Consider the following 13,842-nt stretch of genomic DNA (forward strand, 5'->3'; position numbering starts at 1 on the left):
AGCCTTAAGGGCCCCTAATTCATCTATCGGGTAGTCAAGCCACTTCCTACGGTGATCACATCGCTACTACCTCGGCGGAGGACCAGATGTCCGAGTCCCACTTCGCACGGAACACCGACCCCCGGTTGGCGCGCCAGGTGCCACCTGGCGTCCGCGGCGCCGCCACGCCGTTCAGCCGGACGGTCAGTGCGGAGATCACCCGCACAGCCCAGCAGCAGCAGCAGTACGGCTACCCGCCACCTCGACGCCGCACGCCCGCCGAGGAAGCCGCCCTGTCCACCCTGCTGCGCACCCGCCAGCGCACCCAGGCCGCCCGCCCGGAACCCTGGCTCCGCCAGAACCCCGAGCCCGGCCAGCCCGCCGCCGCCCGCGGCGACGTGACCGAGCTGCTCGCCGCCCGCCTCGTCCCCGCCTCGCTGTGGTCCCTGGTCGAACCGCTCATCCCACCGGCCAAGATCCGTCGGCAGGGCGGCGGCCGCAGCCGCGTCTCCGACCGCGCGATCTTCACCGCGATCGTGTTCGTCCTGACCAGCGGCTGCGCCTGGCGCCACCTGCCCTCCTCCTTCGGCGTCACGGTCCCGACCGTGCACCGCCGCTTCCAGGAGTGGACCGACGCCGGCCTCTGGCTCCGCCTGCGCCGCGCGGCCATGGACCGCCACGGCACCACCCCGGCCGCGGGCACCGCCTCGGACGACGGCGAATGGATCCACGCGGTCCTCGAAGCGGCCGAACGCCGCGGAACGAAGGCCGGGGGCTGACCGTCGGATGAACGTGGTGGGCCGCCGCTCCTGAACCGGATCGGCCCCCACCACGTTCATCTGAGCAAGCCCCCAGGAGGACCCCATGACCGCCACCGACCCCCTTTCCCACCGCGCTCTCGCCCTGCTCCGCGCCACCGCCGCCGGCCGCGTCGAGCTCACGTGCAGCAGCGAACCCGACTTCCGAGTCGACAACCTCCCCTGCTGCGACCAACCAGCCGCCCGCCTACTCGTCCACGCGGGCCTGGTCGAACCAGCCACCACCGCCCCCTTCGGCCACTGGCTCCCCGCTCACCTGACCACCGCAGGAGCTGAACTACTGGCCCTCAGCACCCCCTCCGCCGCCGCCTGAGCTGGGAAAACGGGCACAGCAAAGCTGGCGCCGACTTCAAGGCCCCCCGAACTGAACGCTACCGACGGGCACCGACAAAACTGACTGCGTGCCTGGTCAGGATGCGTTCGGGGGCAAGACGACCTACGCGAGCAGGCCGATAATCGCGCTCTAAAAGACTTCAACGGCCCAGGGACACCAACTGGCGCAGCCGCCACCTCGCACCCGGCGCGGAGCGCCCGCCCGCTTCGTCCGACGCGCAGCGAGGATGTTTGGTCCGGCGAAGCTCGGATGCCTTGTCCGACGCGCAGCGAGGATGCCTTCCCTTCCGACGGCGCAGTCGAGGACTCCCACGACGGGCGAAGCCCGCCAGCGCGCATCCGGCGCGGAGTGCCTGGGGCCTTGTCGGCGCCAGCCGATGCCTTGTCCGACGGCGAAGCCGAGGATGCTCTGTCAGGCGCAGCCTGATGCTTGAGTCGAGCGCAGCTCGATGTCTGGCGAAGCCAGATCCCCTCCCGCCCCCGATACACAGCGCCCTCCTGCCTTGCCCATGTTTGTCAAGATGGCTTTATCGTCTTGACAAACATGGGCAAGGCATTGAGACAATCGCGCGCCGGGGGCTGGGCTTCGCTCACCCCACGCCCCCACGACGACCGGTCCCCCCACCGCCACCAACGGACAACCGGCAACCCCATCACCTACGGATGCAACCCGTGCTGGTACTTCGGAAACCGCACACTGATCTTCGTCCCCAGCCCCTGCGCCGTCTCCACCACCAACCCGTAGTCGTCCCCGTAGAACCTCCTCAGCCTCTCGTCGATGTTCCCCAGCCCTATCCCGGCCGTCTCGTCCACCTGCCCCGCCAGCGTCCTGCGCAGCGCTTCCGGGTCCATCCCGATCCCGTCGTCCTCGATCGTGATGTGCGCTTCCGCCCCGGCGTCGGCCGCGAGGATCTGGATGTGGCCGGGTTCGACCTTTCCTTCCATGCCGTGGCGGACCGCGTTCTCCACGAGTGGTTGCAGGCACAGGAACGGCACGGTCACCGAGAGGACCTCGGGGGCGATCTGCAGCGTCACCGTCAGCCGTTCGCCGAACCGGGCCCGTTCCAGCGCCAGGTACTGGTCGATCGACTTCAGCTCCTCGGCGAGGGTCGTGAAGTCGCCGTGCCGTCGGAACGAGTACCGGGTGAAGTCGGCGAAGTCCAGCAGCAGGGTCCGCGCCCGTTCGGGGTTCGTGCGCACGTACGACGCGATGGCGCTCAACGAGTTGTAGATGAAGTGCGGTGAGATCTGCGCCCGCAGTGCCCGGACCTCGGCTTCGACGAGGCGGGTCCGGGAGCGGTCCAGTTCGGCGAGCTCCAGTTGTCCGGAAGCCCAGCGGGCGACCTCGTTGGTGGCCCGCACCAAGCCGGCCGACGCTTCCCGGCTGTAGGCCGCGAGCACGCCGACGACGTGACCCTCCACGGTGAGCGGGGCGACGACGGCGATCTGCACGGGGCAGTCCGGCAACGTGCACCCGATGTCGAACGCGCGGGTCCGCCCCGTGCTGAAGACCTCCTGCGCCAACCGCATCGTGTCGGCCGAGTGGTGCTCCCCGACGCCCTCCCACGCGACCACCTCGACCTCGTCGGTCAACGCCAGCGCGGGGGTGTCGAGCAGGGTCCTGAGGTGGCGGGCCGACTTCTTCGCGGCTTCGGGGACGAGGCCTGCGCGCAGCGGGGGAGCGGCGGACCAGGCGGTGTGCAGGGTCTCGAACGTGATCCGCTGCGCCTCGGTGAGGAAGTCCTGCCGGGGACCCGACCCCCGCCACAGCACGAACACGATGGCCGCTCCGACGAGCAGTATCGCTCCCACGGCCAGCAGGCCGGTCACGTCCCGGTTCTCCGGCGGATGTCGCTCATGGACGGTTCCTCGTTCATCTCCAGCCCGAGGTTCTCGGGCGCGTGCAGTCTGACCATGACCCGGTTGACGTTCTCCGGGATCCTGCCGGGCGTCATCAGCGACACCACGTACATCACCACGAACCCGAGCGGCACGGTCCAGGCCGCCGGTCGGGACAGGAACACGTGGTACCACTGGTCGGCGGTCTTGGCGCTGATGGTGACTATCCCGGCGGCCAGCGCGGGCACGCCGCCCGCGATCATCCCGGCGACCGCGCCGGTGGTGGTCATCCGGGTGCTCCAGATCCCCAGCAGCAGCAACGGGCACAGCGAGGACGCGGCGACGGCGAACGCGAGCCCGACCATGTCGGCCACCGGGATCCCGCCGACCAGCACGGTCATCGCCAGCGGCACGATCGCGGCGAGCGCGGCGGAGATCCGGAACCCGCGCACACCGCGCATCTTCAGCACGTCCTGGCTGAGCACACCGGCCAGCGAGACCATCAGCCCGGACGAGGTCGACAGGAACGCCGCGAACGCGCCACCCGCGACCAGCGCGCCGAGCAGCTGCCCGCCGACACCCCCGACCATCCGGCTCGGCAGCACCAGCACCACGGCGTCGGTGTCACCGGTCAGCAGCAGCTCCGGCGTGTAGAGCCTGCCGAGCACGCCGTAGATCGGCGGCATCAGGTAGAAGATCCCCAGCAGCCCCAGCACGATCAGCGTCGTGCGCCGGGCCGCCCGGCCGTTCGGGTTGGTGTAGAACCGCACGATCACGTGCGGCAGCCCCATCGTCCCCAGGAACGTCGCCAGGATCAGCGAGTACACCGCGTAGAGCGGGAACTGCCCGCCCTCGGCCATCGGCAGCGCCCAGTCCGCGTTCGTGGTGTGCGGCAACGACTCCAGGTGCGGCACGGTCTCGCCCGCCGGGAACACGAACGAGCTGCCCGCCGCGACGGTGTGCTCGCCCGCGTTGACCCACAGCTGGTCGCCGTCCACCCGCACCCCGTCGAGCAGCCCGTGGCCGGAGAAGTTCGCGGGCGCCTCGACGTGGATCAGCGTGGAGGTGTCGAAGTCGACCGTCGTGGTCTGCCGGAACACCGGGAACTCCGGGCCGTTGAGCCGTTCCCCGCCGTGCGCGCGCCACGCCAGCAGCAGGAACACCACCGGCACCGCGATGGCCGTGAGCTTGAGCCAGTACTGGAACGCCTGCACGAACGTGACGCTGCGCATCCCGCCGGACACCACGTTCACCGTCACCACGACCGCGACGATCAGCCCGCCCAACCAGTCCGGCGCACCGGTGACCGTGTGCAGCGTCAGGCCCGCGCCCTTGAACTGCGGCAGCAGGTACAGCCACGCGATGGCGATCGCCAGCCCGCTGGCCACCCGGCGCACCACCGGCGAGGAGAACCGCGCCTCGGCGAAGTCCGGCAGCGTGTACGCGCCCGACCGGCGCAGCGGGGCCGCGACCAGCGTCAGCAGCACCAGGTAGCCCGCGGTGTAGCCGACCGGGAACCACAGCATGTCCGGGCCGTGCGCGAAGATCAGCCCGGCGATGCCGACGAACGACGCCGCCGACAGGTACTCGCCGCCGATCGCGGAGGCGTTCCACCACGGCGACACCGTGCGCGAGGCGACGTAGAAGTCCGACGTCGTGCGCGAGATCCGCAGGCCGTAGGCGCCGATCAGCATCGTGCCGAGCGCGACCACCAGCACGGCCACGACCCCGTAGGTGCTGTTCACGACCGCTCGACCAGCTCGGCGAACGCCAGCTCGCTCCGCTCGGCCTGCCGCACGTAGAACCACCCGGCCAGCACGAACACCGGGAACACCACCGCCCCGAGCAGCACCCACGGCAGCCCGATGCCGAGCACCTGGATCCGCGAGACCGACGGCGCGAACTTGAACACCAGCGGCAACGTCCCCAACCCGCCCGCGACCAGGCCCACCACCAGCAGGCCCAGCGTGCGCTGGGTGCGGATCAGCGACCGCATGTACAGGGCGCCCAGCTGGCTCTGCTCGTTGATCTCCCGCGACGTCGGGTACGGCCGCCGGGGACGGGGCGCACCGGTCCGCGGGCTCGTCACCACCACGCGCTGCGTCGGCGGCGGCTGCTCGGGCCTCACGTGGCCTGCCGGTTCCGCGCGCTCTCGTCGGGACCCTGCTGCGGCACCACCGGACGCGCCCGCCGCACCAGCAGCTGGCGCAGGTGCCGGGCGTGGCGGCGGCTGACCGGCAGCACCGCGCCGCCGATGTTGACGCTCAGGTGCCCCTCCTCCAGCCGCAGCTCGTCGACGTGGCTCAACGACACCAGGTGGCTGCGGTGGATCCGGACGAACCCGGCGGACCGCCAGCGCTCCTCCAACCCGTTCAACGCCGCCCTGACCAGACCACTGCCCGTCGCGGTGTGCAGGCGGGCGTAGTCGCCGTGCGCCTCGACGTAGCGGATGTCGGCCAGCCGGATGAACCGGGTGATCCCGCCCAGCTCGACCGGGATGACCTCCTCGCCGACCTCGGGGGCCTGCGACACGGCGGGCTGCGCGGGTGCCTCGGCGGTGGTGGACTTGACGTCCAGCACCTCGTGCACGATCCGGTGCACCGACTCGGCCAGCCGCTCCGCGCGCACCGGCTTGAGCAGGTAGTCCAGCGCCTTCAGCTCGAACGCCTCGACCGCGGGCTCCTGGTGCGCGGTGACGAACACGATGGGCGGCGGCTGCGCGAACCGCGACAGCACGCGGGCCAGGTCCAACCCGTCCAGACCGGGCATCCGGATGTCCAGGAACACCGCGTCGACCGGCTGACCGGCGTCCATGGCCCGGTGCAGCCCGCGCAGCGCGGTCGTCGCGTCCGTCACGCCCTCGACGTGCGCGATCCGCGGATCCGAGCGCAGGAGGTACACCAGGTCCTCCAGCGCCGGGGCCTCGTCGTCCACGGCGAGCACGCGCAACGTCCGTTCGAGAGCGCCTCGGCGCTCGGGCCCCTCGCAGAGGGGGCAGGGCAGACCTGCGGTCATGTCCGATCGTGTCCAATGCTGTGAACGGCCGATCTCCACGGCGACGGGGATTAGACCACCAGTGGGTCATCGTCGCCCGTCGAGGGGCCGCTAGCAAGGTGCCACCGGCACCCCTTTCACGCAGGAATGCGGTGATCGGTTCGACCGGACCCTCAGCCCGCGATGCGCCGGGACCTGTGGTCCGCGACCCTGGGGTGCGCGGCCTGCGCGTCCCCGAGGGTGATCTCCAGTTCGACGAAGGACTCCTCGGCGCGGCGCGCGGCGACGACCACCGACGACGCGGCGGCCGGACCGACCAGGCGGCGCGTGGGGTCCTGCAGCGATTCCAGCACCTCGGACCACTGGTTCGACAACTTCGCCAAACCCTCCAGTGCGGCTACCAGTTCACCCGTTGTGCAGGGTGGATTTGCCGCTATCCGGGCGAGATGGTCGCCCAGCGCATCCAAGTCGGCGTTCATCGTCACCCCCATGACGCAGTCGTGTACCCCTGGATATTGCTATAGCCGGTCGGAATGGTCAACCAGGTCTCAATTGGCTGCTGTTCGCCCTGGTCACCGGCCGCAGGAATGGCGGCGGCAAGCCCTTTCCCCAACCATTCCTACGTTCCGGTGAGCTGGGTCACCAGCAATCTGGCAACCATTTCACGCGCTCGGACCTCGAATAATCCGAAACCCGACTGCACGGCCATGGCCAGTGCCATCCGGGAGTGGTCTAGTGCCTGTGCGTATTCGTTCGCGCACAGGTGTGCCTCCGCCGTGCCGAGAAGCGCTCGAACGGCCCCGTACGGGTACTCGCCCGCCGTAGCCAACTCCAGCGCGCGGCGGTACTCCTCCACCGATCGGGCGTACTCGCCGACACCGCACAGCACCAGTCCGGAGGCGTTGCGCACCTCGCACTCGATCCGGTCGGTCGCACCCTCCTCCCGGACCGCCTCCAGCGCCCGGCCCACCACCTCGACCGCCTCCCCGTGATCACCCGATCGGCTCAGCGCCATCGCCAGGTACGCCCGCGTCTCGGTCAGCAGGTGCCCGGACCCGGTCAGGTCCCACTGCGCGGCGGTGAGCCGCAGCAGCTCCACGGCCTTCCCGTGGTCGCCCAGCGCCAGGTGGCAGCGGGCCAGCAGGCTCGTGCAGGACGCCTTGACGTTGAGCCCCGCCGACGTCCGCGCCAGCTCGACGCCCCTGGTCAGGCGCTCGATCGCGCGGTCGACGTCACCCCGCATCAGGTCCACCGCGCCGAGCCCGGTGAGCGCGGAGACGCGGACGTGCGGCATGGCCCAGTCCTCGTCGCCGAGCACCAGCAGCCGCTCGAAGGCCGCCACCGCGGTCGGCAGGTCGTTCAGCTCCATCGCCAGGATCCCGCGCCACGCGGCCAGCAGCCACGCCTCCGAGCCGGGCGGCTCACCCGCCTCCGCGATGTGCCTCATCGCCAGCCGCTGGTTGCCCAGGTTGCGGTGCTCCGCGGCCAGCCACACGAGCATCCGCGTCTCCGCGGCCCGGTCGCCCTGCCCGCGGGCCGCGTCCAGCGCGGCGTCGATGGCACCGAGGAACTCCACGTGGTGGCCGTGCGTGCCGAGGTACCCGCCCATCCCGTTGACCAGCTGCCACGCCATCGGCCGCGGCCCCGACCGCGCGCAGTCCTCCGCCGCGGCGAACAGGTTCGGCCGCTCGGCGTCCAGCCACGCCTTCGCGGCCCCCTCGTCGGCGAGCAGGTGCGGCGGGGCGGGCCTGGGCACATCCAGCTCCGGGAACAGCAGGTGGGCGACCTCGTGGGAGGTCCGCAGGTACCAGTCGAGCAGCCGCTGCACGGCCGCCGCGCCGCCGTCGGGCTCGTGCGCGCGGGCCCGTTCGGCGGCGTACTCGCGCAGCAGGTCCGGCAGCCCGAACCGGTCGCCGTCCAGCCGCTGCACCAGGTTCGCGGTCACCAGCTCCCCGAGCAGCGCCGCCGCGGTGGCCGGGTCGGCGCCCAGCAGCGCCGCCGCGCCGTGCGCGTCCACGTCCGGCCCCGGCACCAGCCCCAGCAGCCGGAACAGCTCGGCGGTCGGCGGTCGCAGCGTCGTGTAGGACAGGTCGAACGCCCGCCGCACCGCCGCCGTGTCGTCGTTCTCCACCGCGAGCGCCGAGAGCCGGTCGCCCTCGCGCAGCTCCGCCACGTACCGCTCGACGTCCCCGCGCGGCGCGCCGACGAGGTTGCCCAGCGAGATGCGCAGCGCCAGCGGCAGGTAGCCGCACAGCCGGGCCAGCTCGGCCACGACGCCCTCCCGCGCGTCCGTGCTCAACGCGCGGCGCAGCAGCAGCCGGGCGTCCTCGGGCGGCAGCACGTCCAGCCGCACCGCGGCCGAACCGGGCAGGTCCAGCTCGCTGCGGCTGGTGACCAGCACCGCGCACGCCGGGTCGCCGGGCAGCAGCGGCAGCACCTGGGCCGCCGACATCGCGTTGTCCAGGATCACCAGCACCCGGCGTCCGCGCAGCCGCGCCCGGTAGGCGGCGACCAGCGAGGCCTCGTCGAGCGGGATGCGGTCGCCCCTCATCCCGGTGGCCCGCAGGAACCGGGCCAGCACGGCGGTCGTGGACAGCGTCGGGGCGGAGGAGTGGCCGCGCAGGTCCACGTGGAGCTGCCCGTCGGTGAAGCGCCCGCGCACGGCGTGGCCGACCGAGATCGCCACGGCCGTCTTGCCGACCCCCGGCGGTCCGCTGACCACGACCGTCGGCGACGCCTTCGCGCCCCGGCCCGGCAGCAGCAGCTCCGCGGCCCGCGCCAGCTCCTCGGTGCGGCCGACGAAGTTGCCCACCGGCGCGGGCAGCTGCGACACCGGCGACCACTCGACGGCCGGTCGACGCGCCGCCTGGTCCGCCCGCCGGTGCTCCTCGACCAGGCCCCCGGTCGGCAGCCGGTCCGCGTCGACGTCGGCCAGCAGCGGTCCGCGCCAGCACGCCAGCGCCCGCTCGTAGGCCTCCCGCGACTCCTCCGGCCTGCCCGCCGCGGCCAGCGCCGCGCCCTCGGCCACCAGCGACCGGAACCGCTGCAGGTCCAGGGCGCCGTCCTCGACGGTGATCCGGTAGCCGGTCGGCGTCGTGTCGATCAGCCGCGGCTCGCCGAGCACCCGGCGCAGCCGCATCACGTACACCGGCAGCGTCTGCGCGGCCCGCGCGGGCGGGTCGTCACCCCAGACGAAGCGGACCAGGTCCGCCGTCGACACCGAACGGCCCGCGTTCAGCAGCAGGGCGGCGAGCACCACCCGCTGCCTGGCCGCGGTGATCGGGACCTCGGTGCCGCCGCGGTGGACCACCAGTGGTCCGAGCACACCGAACCGATCGTGCGACTGGCCCACCTGTCTTGCTCCTCACGGCGCGGACGACGGTAACGCGACGACCGCCACCGCGCCAGGAGTCCTTACATGGCACCGACTTCGGTGACCCTGATGGCCGCTGTCCCGGTCTCGTCGGACTCCTCGAGGTCGACTTCGGCCGAGATGCCCCAGTCGTGGTCCCCGGCGGGGTCGTCGAAGATCTGACGCACGTCCCAGCGCCCCGGTTCCTCCGTGATGATCAGCAATGCCGGACCGCGCGCGTCGGGCCCGATCCCGATGGCGTCGAACGCCTCGAAGTAGGGCTCGATCGCGTCCTCCCACGCGTCCGCGTCCCACCCGGACTCGCCGTCGAGGATCCCGAGCTCGTAGTAGTCGCGGCGCGCCGCCAGCTCGACCCGGCGGAACAGCGCGTTGCGCACCAGCACCCGGAACGCCCGCATGTTGCGGGTGACGGCGGGCGGCCGCTCGTCGATCTCGATCTTCTTCGCGGCCTCGTCGAGCGGGTTGCGCAGCTTCTCCCACTCCTCCAGCAGGCTGGAGTCGACCTGGCGGACCAGCTCGCCCAGCCACTCGATGAGGTCGTTGAGCTCCTCGGTCTTCGCCTCCTCGGGCACGGTCTGGCGCAGCGCCTTGTAGGCGTCGGCCAGGTACCGCAGCACGATCCCCTCCGACCGCGCCAGCTGGTAGAAGCTGACGTACTCGGTGAACGTCATCGCCCGCTCGTACATGTCCCGGACCACGGACTTCGGCGACAGGTGGTGGTCGGCGACCCACGGGTGCCCGTTCCGGTAGCTCGTGAAAGCGCCTTCCAGCAGCTCCTCCAACGGCTTCGGATAGGTGACCTGGTCGAGCAGCTCCATCCGCTGGTCGTACTCGACGCCGTCGGCCTTCATCGCCGCCACGGCCTCGCCGCGCGCCTTGAACTGCTGGGCGGACAGGATCTGGCGCGGGTCGTCCAGAGTGGACTCGATGATGGACAGCGTGTCCAGCGGGTAGCTGGGCGACTCGCGGTCGAGCAGCTCGATCGCGGCCAGCGCGAACGGCGACAGCGCCTGGTTGAGCGCGAAGTTGTCCTGGAGGTCGACGGTCAGCCGGTAGCGGCGGCCCTCGGCGTCCGGCTCGTCCAGCCGCACGACCACCCCGGACTGGAGCAGCCCCCGGAAGATCGAGATCGCCCGCAGGATGTGCTTGAGCTGCGCCTTGCGCGTCTCGTGGTTGTCCTCCAGCAGGTGCCGCATCGCCCCGAAGAAGTCGGCACCGGACGCGTCCCCCCTCCTGTTGAGGACGTTGAGGATCATCGCGTGGCTGACCGAGAACGTCGAGGTCAGCTGCTCCGGCTCCGCCGCGACCAGCCGTTCGAACGTCTTGTCGCTCCACGACACGAAACCCTCCGGCGGCTTCGTGCGCACGACCCGCTTGAGCTTCTTCGGGTCGTCACCCGCCTTCGCGACCCGCTTCGCGTTCTCCACCTCGTGGTCGGGGGCCTGCACGACCACGGTCCCCACCGTGTCGTAGCCCGCGCGGCCCGCCCGGCCCGCGATCTGGTGGAACTCGCGCGCCTTGAGCACGCGGGTGCGGGTGCCGTCGTACTTGCTCAGCGCGGTGAACAGCACGGTGCGGATGGGCACGTTGATGCCCACGCCCAGGGTGTCCGTGCCGCAGATGACCTTCAGCAGACCCGCCTGCGCGAGCTGCTCGACCAGCCTGCGGTACTTGGGCAGCATGCCCGCGTGGTGCACGCCGATGCCGTGCCGCACGATCCGCGACAGCGTCTTGCCGAAGCCGGAGGTGAACCGGAACCCGCCGATCATCGCCGCGATGGCGTCCTTCTCGGCGCGCGTGCACACGTTCACGCTCATCAGCGCCTGCGCGCGCTCCAGCGCCGAGGCCTGGGTGAAGTGCACGACGTAGATCGGCGCCTCCCGGCCGTGCAGCAGCTCCTCGATGGTCTCGTGCAGCGGCGTCGTCACGTACTGGAAGTTCAGCGGCACCGGCCGGTCGGCCGACCGCACGACCGCCGTGGACCGACCGGTGCGCCGGGTCAGGTCCTTCTCGAAGAACGAGACGTCGCCCAGCGTCGCGGACATCAGCAGGAACTGCGCCTTCGGCAGCTCGATCAGCGGCACCTGCCACGCCCAGCCGCGCTCGGGCTCGGAGTAGAAGTGGAACTCGTCCATGACGACCTGGCCGACCTCGGCCTCCGCGCCGTCGCGCAGGGCGATGTTCGCCAGGATCTCGGCGGTGCAGCAGATGATCGGCGCGGTGTCGTTGACGCTCGCGTCACCGGTCAGCATGCCGACGTTGGCCGGGCCGAACGTGTCGCACAGCGCGAAGAACTTCTCCGACACCAGCGCCTTGATGGGCGCAGTATAAAAGGACCTCTTTCTGCGTCCTTCATTTTGGCTGGCCATGGCCGCGAAGTGCGCCCCGATCGCCACCAGGCTCTTCCCGGACCCCGTGGGGGTGCTCAGGATGACGTTCGAGCCGGAGACCAGCTCGATCAGCGCCTCCTGCTGCGCCGGGTAGAGCTGGAGCCCCCGTTCCGCCGCCCAGGAGGCGAACGTGTCGAAGAGCAGGTCTGGGTCGGGGGTGGCCGGAAGCCGATCGGTGAGAGTCATCGCAGGTCGGATCATAGGTGAGAGCGGGTTGTCCGGTGGCGGCCACCGCCGCGCGGATCGTGTGCGATTCTCGGGTGTGACCGATCGCCACCTGGACGACCTGCGTCGGACGGCACGCGCGGCCCTGCCCGACCCGCTCGGGGTGGTCGGAACGGCACCGGAGGCCGACCTGGCCGAGGCGGTCCGGGCCGACCGCGGCTGCGTCCTGCTGGGCGAACCCGGCTCCGGCCGCACGACCCTGCTGCACCGCCTCGCCGCGGAGCTGCTGGAGGACGGCGGCCCGGTGCCGATCGTGCTGTCCCTGTCCACCGGCAGCTGGCGGGTCGAGCCGCACCGGCTCAGCAGCCTGCGGTGGGCGAGCGCGCAGGACGTCGTCCCCGCCGACGACTGGGACACCGAGGCGCTGGAACGGGCCCAGCGGCTCAGCGTGGCCAGGCTGGAGCAGGTCGACCACGCCGTGGACACCGCCGTCGAGTGGCTGTCCACCGAGGTCGGCAGGCTCTACCGGGTGCCGCCCCGCCGGGTCGCCGACTGGCTGCGCGCCGACCCGTGCCCGGTGGTGCTGCTGCTCGACGGGCTGGACGAGATCCGCCACGCCGACGACCGCCGCCGCTGCGTCGAGGTGCTGACCCTGCTCAGGACCCGCCTCACCACCGCGATCGTGGTGTGCGCCCGGCCGTCCGACGAGGTGGAGCTGCGCAAGTTCGGGCAGGCCGTGCGGATCCCGCCGCTGAGCGCGGCCGCCGTGGACACCGCGCTGGCCGCCGACGGGCTGGAGTCGCTGCGCGCCGCGTGCCTGCGCCACGACGACCTGGTCGCCCTGCTGGACACCCCGCTGGCGCTCGCGCTGGCCGTGGAGGGCTATCGGGGCGAGGACGTCACCGAGGACGAGGTGCGGCGCCTGCTCGCGGGCGGGCTCGACCACCTGTGGGCCGTGCGGCTGCCCGCCCGCGCCTCCTCGCTGCGCGGGCTGGCCAGGCTGATGGACCGCGGCGACCGGGACGTCTTCACCGTGCAGGCGCTGAACCTCTCGTGGGTCCGCCAGGCCGGGCTGCGGACTCCCCGCGCGGTCGGGCCGTGGGTCTACGCGGCGCTGGCGCTGGCCGCCGCCATCGGTCTGCTCGCCTTCACGACACGGGCCACCGACCCCGGCTTCGCGGTGCTGTGCGCCGCGGTGCTCGCCGCGTCGGCCGCCGCCCAGGTGTACTCGGCGGGCAACGCCACCGACCGTCGCCGCTCCCGCCTCGACCTCGGCGACTTCGTGGCCACCCGCTGGTCGCTGGACTGGCGCTCGGCGGCCACGGCCCTGCTCACCTGCGTCCTGGCCGGGCTCGTCACGGGCGCCTCCGTCGGCATGTTCGGCGGCGCCGCGGGCATCGCCCTCGGCCTGCTGCCCGGCACGGCGGCGGGCCTGGCGGTCGCCGTCCTGACCCTGCCGACCCGCGCGCCCGCCGCCCGCACCCGCCCCACCGCGTCCCGCTGGACCCTCGCCGTCCGCGTCGCCGCCGGGCTGACCGCGCTGGCGCTCGGCCTGCTGCCCGCCTTCGCCGTGCTCGCACTGGTCGAACGCCGCTTCGCCCCCTACGTCCACCACCTGATGCTGGCCGCCACGGTGGGCGTGTGGCTCGCGGCGTTCGCCGTGTCGCTGCACGGCTGGTGGAGCCACCGCGTCGCCGTGAAGGCCGTGACCCGCGCGGGCGTGCTGCCCGCCGACCTGGCGGCGTTCGTCGCCGAGGGCCTGCTGCGGGCCGGACCGGACGGCTACGCGTTCGGCCACCCCACCCTGCGCCGCCACCTCGCACGGGACTAGTAGGACTTCGTTAGGTCGTGTGATGGGGGTGTGTCGGCGATGTGATCTTCTGTAGCGGTGAGGCCGGAGGAGATGGCGTTGGTGCGCCCGGTGATCGAGGACTTCGCTGCGGACATGTTC

9 protein-coding genes and 1 pseudogene are annotated in these 13,842 nt (G+C 72.0%); 3 read left to right on the forward strand and 7 right to left on the reverse strand.

Translation table 11 applies throughout. The features are described 5' to 3' along the window. Window positions 1–377: 377 nt before the first annotated feature. Window positions 378–752, forward strand: a pseudogene (locus CLV43_RS49830) (transposase); the annotation flags it as partial. 91 nt (window positions 753–843) lie between these two features. After that, entirely contained in the window at window positions 844–1,110 is a 267-nt protein-coding gene (locus tag CLV43_RS40095) for a hypothetical protein (protein ID WP_106194827.1), read from the forward strand. Window positions 1,111–1,787: 677 nt separating this feature from the next. Here the strand turns inward: CLV43_RS40095 and CLV43_RS40100 are convergent. The 7 genes from CLV43_RS40100 to CLV43_RS40130 all read right to left on the reverse strand — a co-directional run bounded on the left by CLV43_RS40100 (window position 1,788) and on the right by CLV43_RS40130 (window position 11,912). Beyond that, window positions 1,788–2,960, reverse strand: a complete 1,173-nt coding sequence (locus tag CLV43_RS40100; protein WP_106194830.1) for a histidine kinase — start codon at window positions 2,958–2,960, stop codon at window positions 1,788–1,790. Continuing rightward, complete coding sequence (locus tag CLV43_RS40105) at window positions 2,957–4,714, reverse strand: sodium/solute symporter (RefSeq protein ID WP_106194833.1); 1,758 nt, start codon at window positions 4,712–4,714, stop codon at window positions 2,957–2,959. Before CLV43_RS40105 ends, CLV43_RS40100 begins: the two co-directional genes overlap by 4 nt. Then, complete coding sequence (locus tag CLV43_RS48205; RefSeq protein WP_106194836.1) at window positions 4,711–5,097, reverse strand: DUF485 domain-containing protein; 387 nt, start codon at window positions 5,095–5,097, stop codon at window positions 4,711–4,713. The genes CLV43_RS40105 and CLV43_RS48205 overlap by 4 nt, the downstream gene beginning before the upstream one ends. Then, on the reverse strand, window positions 5,094–5,984 hold the full coding sequence (locus CLV43_RS40115; RefSeq protein ID WP_106194839.1) for a LytR/AlgR family response regulator transcription factor: 891 nt from the start codon (window positions 5,982–5,984) through the stop codon (window positions 5,094–5,096). The genes CLV43_RS48205 and CLV43_RS40115 overlap by 4 nt, the downstream gene beginning before the upstream one ends. 152 nt (window positions 5,985–6,136) lie before the next feature. Continuing rightward, window positions 6,137–6,442, reverse strand: a complete 306-nt coding sequence (locus tag CLV43_RS40120) for a hypothetical protein (RefSeq protein WP_146175100.1) — start codon at window positions 6,440–6,442, stop codon at window positions 6,137–6,139. A gap of 140 nt (window positions 6,443–6,582) precedes the next feature. Further along, window positions 6,583–9,315, reverse strand: coding sequence for an ATP-binding protein (locus tag CLV43_RS40125; RefSeq protein ID WP_106194844.1), 2,733 nt, complete (start codon window positions 9,313–9,315; stop codon window positions 6,583–6,585). Window positions 9,316–9,377: 62 nt separating this feature from the next. After that, window positions 9,378–11,912 (reverse strand): DEAD/DEAH box helicase, encoded by a 2,535-nt coding sequence (locus CLV43_RS40130; protein WP_106194847.1) that lies wholly within the window; start codon window positions 11,910–11,912, stop codon window positions 9,378–9,380. Between the two features lie 76 nt (window positions 11,913–11,988). On the opposite strand from CLV43_RS40130, the gene CLV43_RS40135 reads away from it, so the two are divergent. Next, a complete protein-coding gene (locus CLV43_RS40135; protein WP_170156225.1) occupies window positions 11,989–13,722 on the forward strand; it encodes an NACHT domain-containing protein in 1,734 nt (577 codons plus the stop codon). The last annotated feature ends 120 nt before the right edge of the window (window positions 13,723–13,842 follow it).

The organism is Umezawaea tangerina (assembly GCF_003002815.1).
Lineage (GTDB): Bacteria > Actinomycetota > Actinomycetes > Mycobacteriales > Pseudonocardiaceae > Umezawaea > Umezawaea tangerina.

Coding starts and splice junctions, on each gene's coding strand:
- CLV43_RS40095 (WP_106194827.1), top strand. CDS start 844: ATGACCGCCACCGACCCCCTTTCCCACCGCGCTCTCGCCCTGCTCCGC.
- CLV43_RS40115 (WP_106194839.1), bottom strand. CDS start 5,984: ATGACCGCAGGTCTGCCCTGCCCCCTCTGCGAGGGGCCCGAGCGCCGA.
- CLV43_RS40120 (WP_146175100.1), bottom strand. CDS start 6,442: ATGAACGCCGACTTGGATGCGCTGGGCGACCATCTCGCCCGGATAGCG.
- CLV43_RS40130 (WP_106194847.1), bottom strand. CDS start 11,912: ATGACTCTCACCGATCGGCTTCCGGCCACCCCCGACCCAGACCTGCTC.